This window comes from Ruegeria sp. BB6, assembly GCF_056539385.1.
This window is the reverse complement of the sequence record NZ_JBQFUW010000011.1, coordinates 14,367-30,770: the sequence shown is the minus strand read 5'-3', so window position 1 is coordinate 30,770 and position 16,404 is coordinate 14,367. Positions and strand designations below refer to the sequence as shown.

The 16,404-nt window shown below is 57.3% G+C and carries 20 protein-coding genes; 12 read left to right on the top strand and 8 right to left on the bottom strand.

Translation table 11 applies throughout. The annotated features are described in order from the left end of the window. Positions 1–5: 5 nt before the first annotated feature. From ACR0B7_RS19785 to rnc, 7 genes are read left to right on the top strand one after another with little or no spacing between them, the layout of a single operon-like run. Positions 6–704, top strand: coding sequence for a DUF2062 domain-containing protein (locus ACR0B7_RS19785; RefSeq protein WP_170388234.1), 699 nt, complete (start codon positions 6–8; stop codon positions 702–704). Beyond that, a complete protein-coding gene (locus tag ACR0B7_RS19780) occupies positions 697–1,449 on the top strand; it encodes a pyridoxine 5'-phosphate synthase (protein ID WP_170485959.1) in 753 nt (250 codons plus the stop codon). Before ACR0B7_RS19785 ends, ACR0B7_RS19780 begins: the two co-directional genes overlap by 8 nt. A gap of 22 nt (positions 1,450–1,471) precedes the next feature. Then, positions 1,472–1,924 carry an ABZJ_00895 family protein gene (locus tag ACR0B7_RS19775; protein WP_170485958.1) on the top strand — a complete coding sequence of 151 codons (453 nt, stop codon included), beginning with the start codon at positions 1,472–1,474 and terminating at the stop codon, positions 1,922–1,924. Positions 1,925–1,976: 52 nt separating this feature from the next. Further along, positions 1,977–2,954 carry an NADPH:quinone reductase gene (locus ACR0B7_RS19770; protein ID WP_170485957.1) on the top strand — a complete coding sequence of 326 codons (978 nt, stop codon included), beginning with the start codon at positions 1,977–1,979 and terminating at the stop codon, positions 2,952–2,954. A gap of 1 nt (position 2,955) precedes the next feature. After that, the gene (gene acpS, locus ACR0B7_RS19765; protein WP_170485956.1) at positions 2,956–3,375 is read left to right on the top strand and encodes a holo-ACP synthase; all 420 of its coding nucleotides are present in this window, start codon (positions 2,956–2,958) and stop codon (positions 3,373–3,375) included. 57 nt (positions 3,376–3,432) lie between these two features. Further along, positions 3,433–4,272, top strand: coding sequence for a signal peptidase I (gene lepB / locus ACR0B7_RS19760; RefSeq protein WP_170485955.1), 840 nt, complete (start codon positions 3,433–3,435; stop codon positions 4,270–4,272). Then, complete coding sequence (gene rnc, locus ACR0B7_RS19755; RefSeq protein ID WP_170485954.1) at positions 4,269–4,946, top strand: ribonuclease III; 678 nt, start codon at positions 4,269–4,271, stop codon at positions 4,944–4,946. The genes lepB and rnc overlap by 4 nt, the downstream gene beginning before the upstream one ends. A gap of 4 nt (positions 4,947–4,950) precedes the next feature. On the opposite strand, the gene ACR0B7_RS19750 is transcribed toward rnc, so the two are convergent. Both ACR0B7_RS19750 and ACR0B7_RS19745 read right to left on the bottom strand, forming a co-directional pair. Then, positions 4,951–5,709, bottom strand: a complete 759-nt coding sequence (locus ACR0B7_RS19750) for a hypothetical protein (protein WP_170485953.1) — start codon at positions 5,707–5,709, stop codon at positions 4,951–4,953. After that, positions 5,706–6,509: a hypothetical protein gene (locus ACR0B7_RS19745; RefSeq protein WP_170485952.1), complete on the bottom strand. Its 804-nt coding sequence runs from the start codon at positions 6,507–6,509 to the stop codon at positions 5,706–5,708. Before ACR0B7_RS19745 ends, ACR0B7_RS19750 begins: the two co-directional genes overlap by 4 nt. A gap of 193 nt (positions 6,510–6,702) precedes the next feature. Here ACR0B7_RS19745 and era point away from each other — a divergent pair, with 193 nt between their 5' ends. The 3 genes from era to recO all read left to right on the top strand — a co-directional run bounded on the left by era (position 6,703) and on the right by recO (position 8,805). Further along, positions 6,703–7,611 carry a GTPase Era gene (era, locus tag ACR0B7_RS19740; protein ID WP_170577010.1) on the top strand — a complete coding sequence of 303 codons (909 nt, stop codon included), beginning with the start codon at positions 6,703–6,705 and terminating at the stop codon, positions 7,609–7,611. After that, on the top strand, positions 7,608–7,937 hold the full coding sequence (locus ACR0B7_RS19735) for a DUF1491 family protein (RefSeq protein WP_170485951.1): 330 nt from the start codon (positions 7,608–7,610) through the stop codon (positions 7,935–7,937). Before era ends, ACR0B7_RS19735 begins: the two co-directional genes overlap by 4 nt. 142 nt (positions 7,938–8,079) lie before the next feature. Continuing rightward, positions 8,080–8,805, top strand: coding sequence for a DNA repair protein RecO (recO, locus tag ACR0B7_RS19730; RefSeq protein ID WP_170485950.1), 726 nt, complete (start codon positions 8,080–8,082; stop codon positions 8,803–8,805). Here the strand turns inward: recO and ACR0B7_RS19725 are convergent. From ACR0B7_RS19725 to ACR0B7_RS19715, 3 genes are all read right to left on the bottom strand, one after another. After that, positions 8,789–9,181, bottom strand: a complete 393-nt coding sequence (locus ACR0B7_RS19725; RefSeq protein ID WP_170485949.1) for an META domain-containing protein — start codon at positions 9,179–9,181, stop codon at positions 8,789–8,791. The two genes, recO and ACR0B7_RS19725, sit on opposite strands and share 17 nt — an antisense overlap. Before the next feature lie 13 nt (positions 9,182–9,194). Then, positions 9,195–9,749, bottom strand: a complete 555-nt coding sequence (locus ACR0B7_RS19720; RefSeq protein WP_480682281.1) for a hypothetical protein — start codon at positions 9,747–9,749, stop codon at positions 9,195–9,197. Between the two features lie 172 nt (positions 9,750–9,921). Then, a complete protein-coding gene (locus ACR0B7_RS19715) occupies positions 9,922–11,613 on the bottom strand; it encodes an acyl-CoA dehydrogenase family protein (RefSeq protein WP_170485948.1) in 1,692 nt (563 codons plus the stop codon). Positions 11,614–11,757: 144 nt separating this feature from the next. On the opposite strand from ACR0B7_RS19715, the gene ACR0B7_RS19710 reads away from it, so the two are divergent. After that, positions 11,758–12,522: a sulfite exporter TauE/SafE family protein gene (locus tag ACR0B7_RS19710; RefSeq protein WP_170485947.1), complete on the top strand. Its 765-nt coding sequence runs from the start codon at positions 11,758–11,760 to the stop codon at positions 12,520–12,522. Here the strand turns inward: ACR0B7_RS19710 and ACR0B7_RS19705 are convergent. From ACR0B7_RS19705 to ACR0B7_RS19695, 3 genes are all read right to left on the bottom strand, one after another. Further along, positions 12,519–13,061 (bottom strand): hypothetical protein, encoded by a 543-nt coding sequence (locus ACR0B7_RS19705; protein ID WP_480682280.1) that lies wholly within the window; start codon positions 13,059–13,061, stop codon positions 12,519–12,521. The genes ACR0B7_RS19710 and ACR0B7_RS19705 overlap by 4 nt on opposite strands. A gap of 33 nt (positions 13,062–13,094) precedes the next feature. Beyond that, entirely contained in the window at positions 13,095–13,385 is a 291-nt protein-coding gene (locus ACR0B7_RS19700; RefSeq protein ID WP_170388330.1) for a hypothetical protein, read from the bottom strand. Positions 13,386–13,738: 353 nt separating this feature from the next. Then, positions 13,739–15,337 (bottom strand): phosphoenolpyruvate carboxykinase, encoded by a 1,599-nt coding sequence (locus ACR0B7_RS19695; RefSeq protein ID WP_170388272.1) that lies wholly within the window; start codon positions 15,335–15,337, stop codon positions 13,739–13,741. Between the two features lie 346 nt (positions 15,338–15,683). On the opposite strand from ACR0B7_RS19695, the gene ACR0B7_RS19690 reads away from it, so the two are divergent. Continuing rightward, entirely contained in the window at positions 15,684–16,388 is a 705-nt protein-coding gene (locus ACR0B7_RS19690) for a response regulator transcription factor (protein WP_170388274.1), read from the top strand. Positions 16,389–16,404 lie beyond the last annotated feature (16 nt).

Below are 16,404 nucleotides of genomic sequence, written 5' to 3'. Positions count from 1 at the left end.
CAGGAGTGGTATTCAAGCGCCGAGATCGACGCTCGCCTGTCCAGATCGCATCAGAATTCGTCTATCCTCGTGGTGGATGGACCCGCGCTTTTCACTACGTCAAACACCGTGTGCGCCGCCTGCCGGATTCGCCTGAGCGTATTGCGCGTGGTATCGGGGCAGGGGTCTTTGCCGCGTTCACGCCTTTCTATGGTTTGCACTTTGTCGTGGCCGCGGTGTGCGCACGGCTGATCAACGGCAATATTCTGGCCGCGCTCAGCGGGACATTCTTTGGCAATCCGCTTACCTACGTTCCGATCGGGGTGGTGTGCCTGCAAACAGGGCATTTCTTGCTGGGTACAGAGTTCCAGGAAGGCGACACGCAAGGGCTGATGAGGAAATTCGCCAACGCCCTGCGGGACTTAAAGGACAACCTGATCGCCATGTTCACAGATCGGGTCGCGGATTGGCACGGTCTTGGCGTCTTTTATCGTGAAGTGTTTTATCCTTATCTGGTCGGAGGTATTCTGCCCGGTCTGCTTGCCGCTGCGATCTGTTACTACCTCAGCCTTCCCCTGATACGCACTTACCAGCAGCGCCGCCGAGACAAGATCAAGGCGAAGTTTGATGAAATCAAACGTTTGGCCGAGTCCGGGGCTGCCGTTCCCGTTACAAACCCACTAGGCTCGGGCAAAAATTCGGGAAAGGAATCAAGCGATGTCTGAAAACCATCTGCGTTTGGGTGTGAATATCGACCACGTTGCGACCATTCGGAACGCGCGTGGCGGAGCGTACCCTGACCCGATGCGGGCTGCGAAACTGGCGGAAGAGGCCGGTGCTGACGGCATCACCGCTCATTTGCGTGAGGATCGCCGTCACATTCTGGATGCAGACATCGAAGCGCTGATGGACGTCTTGTCTGTGCCGTTGAACTTCGAGATGGCGGCGACGCCTGAGATGCAGAAAATTGCTCTGCGCCACAAACCGCACGCTGTCTGTATCGTTCCCGAAAAGCGTGAGGAACGCACCACCGAGGGCGGGCTAGAGGTCGCGCGTGAGGAAAACAAGCTGGCCCATTTCATCGCGCCGCTGCGTGAGGCGGGGTGCCGGGTTTCGATCTTCATCGCCGCTGACCAGCGCCAGATCGAAGCGGCTCATCGCATTGGGGCAGAGGTGATCGAACTGCACACCGGCGCTTATTGCGATGCCTTTGCCGAGGGACACTTTGACGAAGCCAACCGGGAACTTGAATCCCTGCGTGAGATGTCCGCCTTCGCACACTCGCTGGGCCTGGAGGTTCACGCGGGTCATGGGCTGACCTATGAGACCGTGAAACCCGTGGCAGAGTTTCCCGAGGTGCGAGAGTTGAACATCGGTCACTTTCTGATCGGCGAGGCAATTTTTCTGGGCCTCACCCCGGCCATTCAGGAAATGCGCAGGCTGATGGAAGAAGCCCGCGTAAACCCGTAGCCTGATCAGGGAAGGCAAGGCGTTGAAAACTATCAACTTGTGGCACTATGCGATCTGGGTGGTCGTGATCCTGTTTTTGCTGCCAATTTCGATCGTCGTGTTGCTTGTTCTGACCGGAATAGACCTGACGAATGTGGGCATTCCGTATTTGTCAGCGATTCTTGCGGCGGCCATTGCCGGGCGTGCGACAGCACGATCCGCGCAGCGTATGCCGCGTATGATCGAAATCCTTCAGTTTGCGGTTGCGGCAACGTTGTTCTTCTTTTTCGTCAACTACGTGGCCTATTTTCTGTTAGCCCTGTCCGGGATCGGTCCGGTGGACATGTTCCTTTTCCGCTTTTGGCACCGCAGTGGCCAAATTGTAGAGTTGATGGCATGGCTAACGATCTGGGCTTTTTTCTCGAACAGCGTGATTTTCTGGCTAGCCATGAAAGCGGAGCTCAGGGCGATGGGCAGAAAGAAGCAAAAGACTTGAAGAACCTGGCCATCGACAAAACTCTGTCAATCAGAACGGGACATGTACCGGCGTGAAAGCAATTACCTACCGAAAGTTTGGACCCGCATCAGAGGTTCTGGAACTGGTTGATATGCCTGATCCCAAGCCCGGACCGGGCGAGGTGCTGGTGCGCGTTCGCGCAAGCGGCATCAACCCGTCCGACGTAAAACTGCGGGGCGGCGCGCGGCCGGGTGCTACCATGCAATACCCCGTCGTCATCCCTCATTCCGATGGGGCTGGCGTGATCGAAGCAGTGGGCGACGGTGTGGATTCCGCCCGGGTTGGTGAAAGAGTCTGGATTTGGAATGGGCAGTGGCAGCGTGCTTTTGGCACCGGTGCAGAATACATCGCCGTGCCATCTGAACAGGCGGTCTACCTGCCTGAAACCACCAGCTTTGCCGAAGGCGCTTGTTTCGGGATACCGGCCATGACTGCTTGGTATGCGCTTTATTGCGATGGTCCTATAACCGGGAAAACGGTTCTGGTTAACGGTGGTGCAGGGACCGTTGGCAGGTATGCCTGCCAAATGGCGGCTCTGGGCGGCGCGCGTGTTATCACTACAGTCAGTTCTGACGAAAAGGCCGCTCATTCCGGTGCGGATGAATGGGTGAACTATCGCGCGCAGGATGTGACCGAGGCTGTGATGGACATGACCAACGGTCAAGGCGTGGATCGCATTGTTGAGGTGGATTTCGCCGCCAATCAGAGCGCGTCTTTGTCGTTGATCCGCCCCTGCGGGACGATAGCCAGCTATGCGTCGGCTTCTCAGATGCGGCCAGAATTGGATTTTTATGGCTTTATGTTCAAGAATATCCGCCTGCACATGCTGATCGTTTATCAGATGGATGCCGCGTCGCGACGCCGGGGCGAAGCGCAGCTTGGTCAATGGCTGGAACAAAATGCGCTCAGCCACGCGGTTGTGCCTGGCGGCGGGCTGTCGGATGCAGCGGCGGCTCATGAAATGGTAGAAGCAGGGCAGAAGTTGGGCTCTGTTGTACTGGAGGTGTGACTTGATCCTCGGCATTGGCACGGACCTTGCGAATATTGAACGGATTCAGGGTACGCTGGATCGGTTCGGTGATCGTTTCCGCAATCGGGTTTTTACGGAAATCGAACAGCGCAAAGCCGAAAATCGCGCGGATACCGCCGGAACCTACGCCAAGCGCTGGGCCGCGAAAGAGGCGTGTTCCAAGGCGCTGGGCACTGGTCTGCGCATGGGGATCGCGTGGAAAGACATGTCCGTTACCAATCTTCGCACAGGCCAGCCCGTCATGCATGTGACCGGCTGGGCCGCTGAGCGTCTGCGCGAAATGACGCCCGACGGCCACGAAGCGATCATCCATGTTACGCTGACAGATGATCACCCCTGGGCGCAGGCTTTCGTGGTGATTGAGGCGCGACAGCTTCACGAAGGCGCCGTCCGGCCTTGACTAACCGGGCCTCGCCCCGCATGTAGCACCCCAACAAATCAAGGACCGGAGAGCAGTATGGCCGAGGACGTCAAAACCGGAAATTCGGTGTGGGAGACGATCAAAACCATCGTCTACGCATTGCTGATCGCAGGCGTTTTCCGCACGCTGTTCTTTCAGCCTTTCTGGATTCCCTCCGGGTCGATGAAGCAGACGCTGCTGATCGGGGATTTCCTGTTCGTCAACAAGATGGCCTACGGGTATTCTTATGCGTCATGCCCCAGCCTTATCATCCCCAGCTTTGGGCTGAATATTGATGCCAAGGATATTTGCGGCTGGATGCAGGGCGACGACAACTCGCGGATTTGGGAGGGAGAGCCCGAGCGCGGCGATGTCATCGTTTTCCGCCATCCAGCGACGGGTCGTGACTATATCAAGCGTTTGATCGGGCTGCCGGGGGATCGAATTCAGGTGCGTCAGGGTCAGATTATCCTAAATGGCACCCCGGTTCCGCAGCAGCCCGACGGAGTCTTTACCGAAGTATCCGCGCCGCAGGGGTCGCAAGGGTTGCGCCCTCGGTGTGAAAACGGACCTGTCGGTTATGGCGGCCTGTGTGAAAAATCTCGCGTGATCGAAACTCTGCCAAACGGGGTGTCCTATGACGTCCTAAATATCGGCAATCAGGGATCGGACAATACCGGCATCTATACCGTGCCCGAAGGCCATTACTTCTTTATGGGTGACAACCGCGACAACTCGAGCGACAGCCGTCTGCCGCAATCGGCTGGCGGAGTGGGGTATGTTCCCTACGAAGACCTGATCGGTCGCGCTGATCGGATCATGTTCTCGTCTGCAGGGCGTTCGATGCTGTTCTTCTGGACCTGGCGCGGAGATCGGTTCTTTAAGGCGGTGAATTGAAGCTCTCGGCTGACATAAAGGCTTTCCAGCAGCGTTTGGGGTATGAGTTTTCAAACCCCGAATTGCTGGTGCGTGCCCTGACGCACGGGTCGGTGTCGTCGTCGACCCGTCCCGACAACCAGCGTTTGGAGTTTTTGGGTGACCGGGTCTTGGGCCTTGTGATGGCCACGGCGCTGCTGGAGGCCGATAAAAAGGCATCCGAAGGGCAGCTTGCGCCCCGTTTCAATGCGCTTGTGCGCAAAGAAGCATGCGCGGATGTGGCACGTCAGATTGATCTTGGGGCTGTGCTGAAACTGGGCCGGTCCGAAATGTTGTCTGGCGGGCGCCGCAAGCAAGCGCTGTTGGGCGATGCGATGGAAGCGGTCATTGCGGCCATATACCGTGACGCCGGTTTTGAGGCTGCGGCAGGCGTGATCCTGCGACTTTGGGGCGACCGGATTCACAATGTCGAGGCGGACGCCCGCGACGCGAAAACCGCGCTTCAGGAATGGGCGCAGGCGCGCGGGCAAAAGCCCCCGTCCTATGTCGAGGTTAAGCGCAGCGGCCCCGACCATGCGCCGGTTTTCACTATCGCAGCCAAACTGCAGGACGGGACTGAGGCGCAGGCCACAGCAGGATCAAAGCGGCAGGCAGAGCAGGCAGCGGCCAAGGCTTTGTTGGATAGTCTGACCTGATAGATCAGCGAGCTGCAGGCAGTACCCCTTGCTGTTGCAACACTTTCAGCACATCCAGAATAGTCCCGGGGCTGACGTCGAATGACCCCTTTAGCGCGACACCGATCCCGCCATTGCTGATTTCTACCGTGCCGCCCGAGGCAAAGCGGGGGTCAATCGAAGACAATTCTGGCGGCAGGGTCGGGCAGACTGGATTGCGCTGTAGAACTGCATTACTGGCCTTCTGAAATATGGCTTGGGCCTCGCTTAGGAATTGCGCTTGTGTCTCTGTGTCCGGGATCGGTTTAGCCAGTGTCAGGTCCATCCCGCCCAATTCAAAGTACACGCATTGGTCTTGGACCTGCACCGAAGCCGCCGCCGTGAACGTGAGGGAATTTGCTGCGATACTTTCAAGCCGTTGCGGAGGCTGGCCAGCCTTGCGATCGCATTTGAACGCCTCCATTGCAAAGCGACCCTGAACCGCAATTTCATTTCCTTGTGCGACCGTGCTGAGGGTTTCTAGCGTCACCTGTGCATTGCAAAGGTTTGCAAGTTCGGTGTCGTTTAACACTTCGGAAAGTGCTTCCTGTACCTCACGCAAATCTAAAATGGCCTCAACGCCGATACGTGTTGGGGCAACATCTGTCAGCGTCATGGACAGGCGATAGGGAAATTCCATCCCGTCGGCCGCAAGGGTCTGATTGAATTCGAGTTTTACCTCGCGGGCCAATGCAGGATGCGAGGTTAGGCACAGGCCACAGGCAAGCGGTATCAGCACCTTCATTCCACAACCCCGACGCCTTGCGTTTCCTGTAGTACAGCAATCAGATCCAACAACGTTTCCGCACTGGTATCGACCGACCCGCTAAGCGTCGCTCCTACGCCGCCGGTGCCGATTTCTCGAATTCCGCCGGATGTGAACCGTGGCTCCAACCCTGCCAGTTCGCTTGGCAGTTCGGGGCATACGGGATTTTCGGCCAGAACTTCGGTGCCTTTTGCAAGGATCACTTCACGCGCTTTGTCGGTCAGGCCAATCAAATCCGAGAGGGTTCCTACGACCCCTTGCAGTTCCAGATCAATATCCCTCAGACGCACATGCAAACAGTTCTGTTCCACCTCTGCCGCGGCCTTCACGATGACATCCACATTTTGCCCGAACAGCAAGACCCCCCGGTAATGAGTTTCGGGATCATCGGTGTCGCAGGCATAGAACTTGGCCTGGACCTGCCCCTTTGCCACAAGCGCGTCCGCATCAGCCTGAACATCAGAAACAGCAAGCGAAAACTTACGTTGACAGGTTTCTTGCAGCACCCCCGAAAATATCCAAGGCGCGTGTTTCTGAAATGAACGCAAATCCAGAAACGCGGCCATGCCCAATCGGGTTGGTCCTGTGTCTTTTAGCGTCAGATACAACGTGTAAGGCAGCGCCTTTTCCTTGACCGGGATGGTTTCGGTTATTCGGAGGTCCATGTTCTCGGCCTGCGTCGGACCCGTTGTCGCAAGCAGGGCGCATGACAGCAGGCCGCACATTCCTGCGATCATTCTGGTTGGTCCGGGGATGTTGCTGCAGATGGTGGTAAACACGTTTTTTGTCCGAAATCCTAACCCTAGCCTAGCAGAACTCTGACACATGTCGCTGGCCGTTTATTGCTTTTTTTCCCCTGCAAAGGCTTTGCCCCTGCCAAGGACGGGCATGTCGGACTGTCAACAAATCCCTCTGGCCCATTGGGTCTTTCTGATATAGGGGTGCGCACTTGCAAACAGGATCGCAGGACACATGACCACACGCGCCGGATTTATCGCTCTGATCGGAGAGCCCAACGCAGGCAAATCCACCCTTCTGAACCGGATGGTCGGGGCCAAGGTCTCGATCGTGACGCACAAGGTTCAGACCACGCGGGCCCGTATTCGTGGCGTCGCGATGGAAGGGGACGCGCAGCTTGTATTTGTGGACACACCCGGCCTGTTCAAACCGCGCCGCCGTCTGGACCGCGCCATGGTCGCCGCCGCGTGGGGCGGGGCTGCGGATGCCGATGTCGTCGTGCTGATGGTCGAAGCGCACCGAGGCATCACCGAAGGGGTCGAGCGTATCCTTGAGGGGTTGGAGGAGATCGGACAGGGGCGCACCATCGCACTGGCCATCAACAAGATCGACAAGGTGCCCAGTGAAAAGCTGCTGGCGCTGACCAGTGACCTGAATGCGCGCTATCCTTTTGCCGAGACTTTCATGATCTCGGCTGAGAAAGGCTTTGGCGTCGATGACCTGCGAAAGTGGCTGGCCGCTGAGTTGCCCGAAGGTCCGTGGCTCTATCCCGAGGATCAGATTGCCGATCTGCCGCTGCGGTTGATTGCGGCCGAGATGACCCGCGAGAAACTGACCCTGCGGTTGCATCAGGAACTGCCCTACCAACTGACTGTCGAGACCGAGAACTGGGAAGAGCGCAAGGATGGCTCGGCCAAGATTGATCAGGTCATCTATGTCATGCGCGACGGCCACAAGGGGATCGTTCTGGGCAAACGCGGCGAGACGATCAAAGCCGTTAGCCAAGCGGCGCGCGCCGAACTGGAAGAGTTCCTTGACCGGAAAATCCACCTGTTCCTGCAAGTGAAAGTCCGACCCAACTGGCTTGAGGAATCCGAACGGTATTCGGAAATGGGACTGGATTTCAAAGACGGAAACGCATGACCCGACTGACCGCAGATTTCTGGGTTCACGCCTATATCGCGCGGCTGAGGCTTCAGGATATCCCGGCTTTTGTCGTGGCGCATGGCGACGATACGGCGGGCGCTGTGCTGGTCAAGATGAACACGCTGGATGGTCAGGCGGTGGCCTTTCAACGCAGCTTTGACCTGATGAGCGGTGAGCGCAAATGGGTGGAGCTGTCCAGCGGTGAAGAAGCAGACGTGGACAGTACCATTCAGCGCCAACGCAGTTTTGATCCCGATCTTTGGGTGATCGAAGTCGAAGACCGGCAAGGGCGGCATCTTTTGGGTGAGGACGGGCTGGAGTGATGATCCGGCGGGGCGCGTCGCAGTTTGTGCCCCTCGCACCGTCAAACTCAGGTGCAAAACTGGTGCCCGTGTCTGATACCCTTGCACACTGCACTGGCTTGGGATTTGTTGCGCTCAGCACAATCTTCCACAGGATCATAACTTGGACTGGCGCGATCATGGCATCCTTCTGACGTCTCGCAGGCATGGCGAGACCTCAGCGATCATCGAGGTCTTTACCGAGGCCCACGGTCGTCACGCTGGGGTTGTTCGGGGTGGGGCCAGCCGCAAAATATCTCCGACCTTGCAACCGGGGGCACAGGTGGATGTTCTCTGGCGGGCCCGGCTAGAGGAACATCTTGGCACGTTTCAAGTTGAACCCTTGCGGTCACGCGCAGCGGCGGCGTTCTCTGGTCGGCTCGCGTTGTCGGGTCTGAACGCGGTGGTGGCGTTGCTGTCCTTCAGCCTGCCCGAGCGCGAACCGCATCCGGGGGTCTACAAGCAAACGGAACAGTTGATGGACCTGCTGGGCCAAGATGAGATTTGGCCACTGGCCTATCTGCGGTGGGAACTGGCGTTGCTTGAGGAGTTGGGTTTTGGCCTCGACTTTTCAGCCTGTGCCGTAACGGGCGCAACTGAGGGTTTGATCTTTGTCTCTCCGAAAACCGGTCGTGCGGTCAGCGAGCAGGGCGCGGGGGAATGGGCAGACAGGCTGCTTCCATTGCCGCCTTGTTTGAAGGGTGAAGGAACTGCCCCGGATACAGAGATTGCGCAGGGGCTGCGGACAACGGGTTACTTTCTGGAGCATCATCTGGCCCCGTCGCTCGGTCACAACCCGTTGCCCGAGGCGCGGGCCCGTTTCGTGGATCAGTTTATTCGGCGGCTTTGAACACCATTTCATGCCCGTCGTCATTGCGCAGGATCAGGACATCCCCGGACACTTCAGACTGGGTCATGGCCAGCAGCGCCGCAAAGTAGAAACCTTCTGCCTCAAGCCCGGCGCAGGCCGCGCGTGTTGCTGTCAGATCGGTGATTTCAAACCAGGGATAGGGGGCGTTCAGCTTGCCGCTGTAGCTGTTGCAGGGGGCATTGCCTGCAATCTTGCCTTCTTCGGGGAACCTCAGCAGGGCACTTGCCGGAAAGCGTTCACCATCGATTTCCTGCAGCTCCCAGGTCTGATCCGCCGCGCCATAAGCGGCCACCGTTTCGTCCTTGTCGCATTGAAATAACGCAAGAAGGGGAAAAGCAAAGACGAGGCGTAGCATGCCGGTATCCTTATCAATACGGTATTGCGCCGTTCAACAGCTCTTCGCGAACCTCGCTCCGAGGTCGCCAGTTATACCGTGTGTCTTCGCGGACAGGGGCCCAGAACAGCGCGCCACTGTTCCGCCAAGGGTCGAGAATGACTCCGTCATACATCGAAGCACCTTTGGCGCTGATCAGGGCCGAGTGGTGGATGATACGAAACTGCGTGGGCGGCGATGTGGCCCAATGCACGTCCAACGTGCGAAAGTTTTCTTGCCGAAGGCGTGCAGACATGGCTTCGGCCCAGTCATTGCACAATCCGCGTTCCCGAAACCCGTTAATGACCTTGGCATTGTGAATGATAGCCGCATCAGTGACATTCCAATCCCGCGCCAACTGCTGCGAATAGGAATATGAAATAGCAGCGGCCCTTTGCGCTTCGTTTGGATCGATGCTTGGGTCAAGCTCTTTGATGGCAACGGTAAGCGCGTCGATGTCGCTTTGACTGGCGCTGGGTTGAGAGGTTGTGCAGCCGCCAAGCGCAAGCGCCAAGAAGATCGCACAGAGTGCCAGTAAAGATCGGATCATTCTGATTTTCGCATTTGGGACTGTCTGAACTCTTTGGCTGCTCTAGCGTCGTTTCAAATGAATTCATAGGACGAACTGAGCAAGAGGCCAGATTGAGTCCAAACGTTGCACAATAGAAAAAGACCCGGCGCGAGCGCCGGGTCAAGTTGGGGAAACGGGGTTGCCGAAAAAGTCAGCTCAACAGGCGCCGAGCGATAACTTGTGCCTGAATTTCGGCGGCCCCCTCAAAAATGTTTAGAATACGTGCATCACACAGAACGCGGCTGATCTTGTATTCCAGCGCAAAACCGTTGCCGCCATGAATCTGCAAGCCGTTGTCGGCCGCCGCCCACGCAACACGGGCACCCAGCAACTTGGCCATGCCAGCCTCAAGATCGCAGCGTTGGCCGTGGTCTTTCTCCCACGCGCTGAAATAGGTCAGCTGACGCGCGATCATGATTTCGACCGCCATCATCGCCAGCTTGCCCGAGACACGCGGGAAGTTGATCAGAGATTTGCCGAACTGTTTACGCTCTTGCGCGTATTGCATGGCAATATCCAGCGCACATTGCGCCACGCCGATGGCGCGGGCTGCGGTCTGGATGCGGGCGGACTCAAACGTCTCCATCAACTGTTTGAAGCCTTTGCCTTCTTCGCCGCCCAGCAGGTTTTCACCTTTGACTTTGAAGCCATCAAAACCCAGCTCGTATTCTTTCATGCCGCGATAGCCCAGAACCTCGATCTCACCGCCGGTCATGCCCTCGGTGGGGAAGGGGTTCTCATCGGTGCCAGGCGTCTTTTCGGCCAGGAACATCGACAGACCACGGTGGTCGGTGGTGTCAGGGTTGGTACGAGCCAGCAGGGTCATCACATGGGTGCGCGCGGCATGGGTGATCCATGTCTTGTTGCCGGTGATCTCGTAATTGCCATCCTCGGTCTTGGTTGCGCGGGTGCGCAGGCTGCCAAGGTCCGATCCGGTGTTGGGTTCGGTGAAAACAGCGGTCGGCAGGATCTCGGCGCTGGCGATTTTGGGCAGCCATTGCGCCTTTTGCTCATCGGTGCCCCCCGCGATGATCAGCTCGGCGGCAATCTCGGAGCGTGTGCCCAGCGAACCAACACCAATATAGCCGCGCGACAGTTCCTCGGACACCACGCACATCGAGGCTTTGGACAGGCCGAACCCGCCGAATTCTTCGGGGATGGTCAGACCAAAGACGCCCATTTCGGCCAGTTCTTCGATGATCTCGATCGGGATTAATTCATCCTTCAGGTGCCAGTCATGGGCGTTGGGTTCCACCTTTTCCTGCGCATAGCGGCGGAACTGGTCGCGGATCATTTCGAGTTCTTCGTCCAGACCGGACGCGCCGAACATCGTGGCACCGGCCTGATCTTCCATCAGTTCAACCAGACGGCTGCGGGCGGCCTGAGAATTGGCCTGCGCCATCAGGGTCTGGATTTCAGTTGATTGGAAGCCAGACAGCGCGTCCCAGCCCAGACCCATATCTTGCAGGCGAATGACCTCGCCCTGGTTCATCGGAATGCCACCGGCGACCTGATGCAGGTATTCGCCAAAGGCGATCTGATGCAGTAGTTGTTCGATTTCGCCAAACTTGCCATCGGCGTCCAGCGCCTCGGCCCAGCGTTGCATCTGTTGCAGGGATTGCTGGTAAGTCGCCAGCCAAGCCAACCCATGTGCTGCGGTTTGGTTCGCTTCGATCAACGCGCCAGAGACACGATCATTTTCGGTTACCATCGCCCGGACCGACTCGCGCGCGCGTTCAAATACTGCTTCGACAGCAGGCACGGCGGCGCGGGTCAGAGTCAGTAGGTCGGGCAAAATCGCGGATGTCGTCATCTGGGTCATATCCTGTCCGTCATGGGCCATGAATCACGTCCTTTTCTGGGTCGTACGGTCATACCATGCTGCACATGCAGCGCAACAAAAATACGAATTACGCTACGAAAAAGTTCAAAAATTGCGCTACCATTTTTGCAGTGCAGAGAATTTCAGGAATGGTATCACGGGACCATGACGTTGTTTTCCGCACTCTCCTCGCAGGAACTGATGCTCGCTTTCGGGGTCGCGTTCTTGGCCGGTTGGGTCAAGGGCATGGTTGGATTTGCCATGCCGATGATTCTGGTGTCGGGGCTAAGTATGATCCTGCCGCCTGACCTTGCCATTGCGGGATTGATTTTGCCGACACTGGTGACGAACGGATATCAGGGGCTTCGCGAGGGGGTGCCCGCAGCCATTTCCGCCGTTCGGCAGTTTCGGGTGTTTCTGAGCGTCGGTCTGGTATTTCTGCTATTGGGCGCGCAACTGATCAGCATTGTCCCGGCGAGGACGTTTCTCTTGATAATTGGCGTTCCGGTGACGTTCTTCGCCTTGATTCAGGTTTTGGGGCTGAAGCTGACCCTTGAAAAGCCCTCTGTCCGGATTGAGGTCGGGATTGGGTCAATCGCGGGGTTTGTCGGCGGTATGTCCGGTGTCTGGGGTCCGCCGACCGTTCTTTACCTGACCGCGCTGAACACGCCGAAAGCTGTGCAGATGCGGGTTCAGGGGGTGATCTATAGTCTGGGTGCTGTTGCTTTGTTGGTGGCCCATCTGGGTTCAGGCATATTCAATTCCCAGACGGCTCCGTTTTCGGCGGCTTTGGTTCTGCCTGCGCTTATCGGAATGTGGATCGGTTTGCAGCTACAGTCCCGCATTGATCAGGCGCTGTTCCGAAAGGTCACGCTGCTGGTCTTGCTAATCGCCGGGTTGAACCTGCTGCGGCGCGGTTTTCTCGGTTAGCCGCGCGTGTCGGCAAAGCGAAACGCGAAATACAAACCAAGCATAAGGAAAAACAGGCCCGAGATATCGCCGATCAGGTAGGCGACGTATTCCACTCGCGCGCTGCCAAATACCAAATTGGTCAGGCCCGATACGAGGAATGAGGTTACGACGCCGACGCCCATGATACAGGACCAGCAGGGTTTGCGGTCGGCGCGCGGGAATAAATCCCAGCCCACCCATTTCAAAAGGTAAAATACTGCCGGAACGGTGGTTACAGCTATTGCGATGGCCATAATGCGGCTGGGTAGGAACACGTCAGAGCCACCCAGAAATGCAAACACGATAAAGACGCCTGGAAGTAGCGCGTAGATCGAACGCCAGCCAAGCAGCCAAGCCGCCAGAACGCGCACGCCGTGCGGCAGAAATAAAAGGCTGGCCCGGCTGGGATATTCAGGAAAGAAAACATTCTGCAGCGGCATCAGAACCTCGAACGTGAGGAAGGATGCGACGACATAAGCCAGCGATGCGTAGAATGTGTCAGAGGCCCATTTGTGCACGACGATCAACCACCATCGTGCAGGCTAAAGCCATCATCTGGGTGCATGAACGATATACCGGCCCCGGTTCGCGCTGCCGCTTTGCGAAAGATACCCTTTCTGCACTAGCGACTTGAGCGCACGGAAAAACGTCGGGCGCGAAACACTTTGAACCAGAGTGTGCTCGATCAGGCCGAATGTGCGGACTTCCTGATCGGTTTTCGACAGTTCTTCAGCAGCGTAGTAGATGTCCCGCTCAACCGGAGAAAGCTGTTCCAGCCCCAGCGTGCGTTCCATGCTCTGCATCAGTTTGCGCAGTTCGGTCAGTTTCGAGATTTCCGTCATGGTATTACCTGTCCTTGCCTGTGTCGCCCGCCGTGCAAGAACAACGGGGTGAGAGATACTGAGTTATTTGAGTTCAGCTCGTCTCGTATTGACACTCATCCCCTGTTTCATACACTCGTATTCGATTAGGTTGCTCAAATCGCGTGTGTGAGTGTGCGCCTGAGCTTCCCAAAGGTCTTTTCACCATATGCCCGGTGCAACTGCGCCGGGCTTTTTCGTCACAATGACCTCGGGGAATACCGCAAACCAAGGAAACGAGCAACGTATTTGTATACGCCCTTGGAGGTAGGCCGCATTGCCCGAAGGTCATGTGCCGAGGCGAAAAAAAGGGGCGAAAGTCGCCCCTTGTCTTTTTACCCGATCGCAACCGCTTTGATGTCTTCGTCGATAAACGGAAGGTATTGTTCAAAGTTTTCGGCGAACATCTGCACCAGCTTTTCCGCCTGTTTGTCAAAGGCGGCCTGATCGTCCCAAGTGCGACGGGGGTCCAGCAGAACTTCGGCAACGCCAGGTACGGATACCGGAACATCAAAGCCGAAATTGGCGTCCTTGCGGAACTCGGCGTCGCGCAGCGAGCCTTCCAGCGCGGCAGTCAGCAAAGCGCGAGTTGCGCGGATGGGCATCCGGCTGCCAACGCCGTAGGCACCACCGGTCCAGCCGGTGTTGACCAGCCAGCAGGTCGCGCCGTGCTGGGCGATCTTGTCCCGCAGCAAGTTGCCGTATTCTTCCGGACGACGCGGCATGAACGGCGCGCCGAAACAGGTCGAGAAAGTCGGTTGCGGCTCGGTGATGCCACGCTCGGTGCCCGCAACCTTGGAGGTGAAGCCCGACAGGAAGTGGTACATCGCCTGCGCCGGGGTCAGTCGCGCGATCGGAGGCAGCACGCCGAACGCATCACAGGTCAGCATGATGATGTTCTTGGGGTGACCACCCAGCGCGCTGCTGGACGCGTTCGAGATATACTCCAGCGGATAGGCGCAGCGCATGTTCGCGGTCAGCGAGTCATCCTCGAAATCCAGTTCCTTGGTTTCGGGGTCAAACACCATGTTCTCGATGACGGTGCCGAACTTGTTGGTCGTCGCATAGATTTCCGGCTCGGCCTCGGCGTTCAGGTTGATCGTCTTGGCATAACAACCGCCCTCGAAGTTGAAGGTTCCGCGATCTGACCAGCCGTGTTCGTCGTCCCCGATCAGGGTGCGCGACGGGTCGGCAGACAGGGTGGTTTTGCCAGTGCCCGACAAGCCGAAGAACACAGCCGTATCGACCGGGTTGCCAACGGCGTGGTTGGCCGAGCAGTGCATCGGCATAACGCCTTTTTCGGGCAGCATGTAGTTCAGCAGGGTAAAGACGGATTTCTTGTTCTCGCCTGCATATTCGGTGCCGCCGATCAGGATCAGCTTGCGGTCGAAGTTCAGCGCGATCACGGTCTCGGACCGGCAGCCGTGCTTTTTCGGGTCGGCCTGGAAGCTGGGGCAGTTGATGATGGTGAAGTCCGCAGTGAACTCGTCAAGATCCTCGCGATCCGGGCGGCGCAGCAGGTGACGGATGAACAGGTTGTGCCACGCCAGTTCGGTGACCATGCGCACGTTGATCGAGTAGGCCGGGTCTGCTCCGCCGACGAGGTCCTGCACGAAATAGTCGCGGCCCTTCATATGCGCCAGCATGTCTTCGTACAGCGCATCAAACCCCTCGGGGCTCATCTCGGCGTTGTTTTCCCACCAGATGGTTTCAGCGACGCTATCGGTTTTGACAACGTGCTTGTCCTTGGGTGACCGGCCGGTGAATTTGCCGGTGGTAACGAGGAAAGCGCCACCGTTGCCCAGCGTGCCTTCGCCCCGCTTCAGCGCTTCTTCGATCAGCGCCGGTTCCATGAAGTTGTAATAGACATTTCCCAGACCCTCGATGCCCTGATCTTCGAGGCGGAATTGCGGGTTAACCCGTCCAGATGTCATGTTTGTCTTCTCCTGTGGCGGCGCGCAGGCTTCAGGCCCAATGCGCTCTTGGGGCATTTTGCCGGATCGTTCCGGCGGACAGCCGGGTCTTATCACGGTCGTTTGGGGCATGAACAGGACGGTTTGGCGCAGTTAGCGCAACCAACTTCAGGTTTAGCGCCATCACAAATTTCCTGTCGGAAATCAGGGCGCTTTTCCGGCAACATTAACGGCTTTTTTGCTGCAACTGTGTGACAACAAACGCACGATTCGCAGATACGGATTGAATCGGGGCCACAAAAACGACAAAAATGCCCTACTAATAAGCGAAATATTGCATGAGTGAGCAGGAATAGGGGCAAACCCGATGTCAAAGATTGCACTGGTGGACGACGACAGAAACATTCTGACGTCCGTGTCCATGACTCTCGAAGCCGAAGGTTTCGAGGTCGAAACGTATAACGACGGGCAGGCTGCGTTGGACGCGTTTAACAAGAAACTGCCGGATATGGCAGTTCTGGATATCAAGATGCCCCGGATGGACGGCATGGATTTGTTGCAGCGCCTGCGGCAGAAAACCCAGATGCCGGTGATTTTCCTGACCTCCAAGGACGATGAAATCGACGAAGTGCTTGGCCTGCGCATGGGGGCCGATGACTACGTCAAGAAACCGTTTTCTCAGCGTCTTCTGGTTGAGCGTATCCGCGCATTGCTGCGTCGGCAGGAAGCAACCTCGGGTGATGTCGCCGTTGCCAATTCGGGGGATGCCAAGGTTATGGAGCGGGGCGAGTTGAGGATGGACCCCCTGCGCCACGCTGTTAGCTGGAAGGGCGCGGACGTCTCCCTGACAGTGACTGAGTTCCTTCTTTTGCAGGCTCTTGCGCAACGTCCGGGCTTTGTCAAAAGCCGCGATCAGTTGATGGATGTCGCCTATGACGATCAAGTCTACGTGGATGACCGCACGATCGATAGCCACATCAAGCGACTGCGCAAGAAAATGCGCGCTGCCGACCCGGAGTTTTCGGCCATCGAAACGTTGTACGGGATAGGCTACAGGTATAACGAAGAATAAAAATAGCTGCTTTGAA

Bases quoted from the DNA above. Each gene is read 5' to 3' on its own strand.
- ACR0B7_RS19780 (WP_170485959.1), top strand. From the start codon at position 697: ATGTCTGAAAACCATCTGCGTTTGGGTGTGAATATCGACCACGTTGCG.
- era (WP_170577010.1), top strand. From the start codon at position 6,703: ATGACCACACGCGCCGGATTTATCGCTCTGATCGGAGAGCCCAACGCA.
- ACR0B7_RS19715 (WP_170485948.1), bottom strand. From the start codon at position 11,613: ATGGCCCATGACGGACAGGATATGACCCAGATGACGACATCCGCGATT.
- ACR0B7_RS19700 (WP_170388330.1), bottom strand. From the start codon at position 13,385: ATGACGGAAATCTCGAAACTGACCGAACTGCGCAAACTGATGCAGAGC.
- ACR0B7_RS19725 (WP_170485949.1), bottom strand. From the start codon at position 9,181: ATGCTACGCCTCGTCTTTGCTTTTCCCCTTCTTGCGTTATTTCAATGC.
- ACR0B7_RS19695 (WP_170388272.1), bottom strand. From the start codon at position 15,337: ATGACATCTGGACGGGTTAACCCGCAATTCCGCCTCGAAGATCAGGGC.
- ACR0B7_RS19735 (WP_170485951.1), top strand. From the start codon at position 7,608: ATGACCCGACTGACCGCAGATTTCTGGGTTCACGCCTATATCGCGCGG.
- ACR0B7_RS19690 (WP_170388274.1), top strand. From the start codon at position 15,684: ATGTCAAAGATTGCACTGGTGGACGACGACAGAAACATTCTGACGTCC.
- ACR0B7_RS19750 (WP_170485953.1), bottom strand. From the start codon at position 5,709: ATGAAGGTGCTGATACCGCTTGCCTGTGGCCTGTGCCTAACCTCGCAT.
- ACR0B7_RS19710 (WP_170485947.1), top strand. From the start codon at position 11,758: ATGACGTTGTTTTCCGCACTCTCCTCGCAGGAACTGATGCTCGCTTTC.
- ACR0B7_RS19720 (WP_480682281.1), bottom strand. From the start codon at position 9,749: ATGATCCGATCTTTACTGGCACTCTGTGCGATCTTCTTGGCGCTTGCG.
- lepB (WP_170485955.1), top strand. From the start codon at position 3,433: ATGGCCGAGGACGTCAAAACCGGAAATTCGGTGTGGGAGACGATCAAA.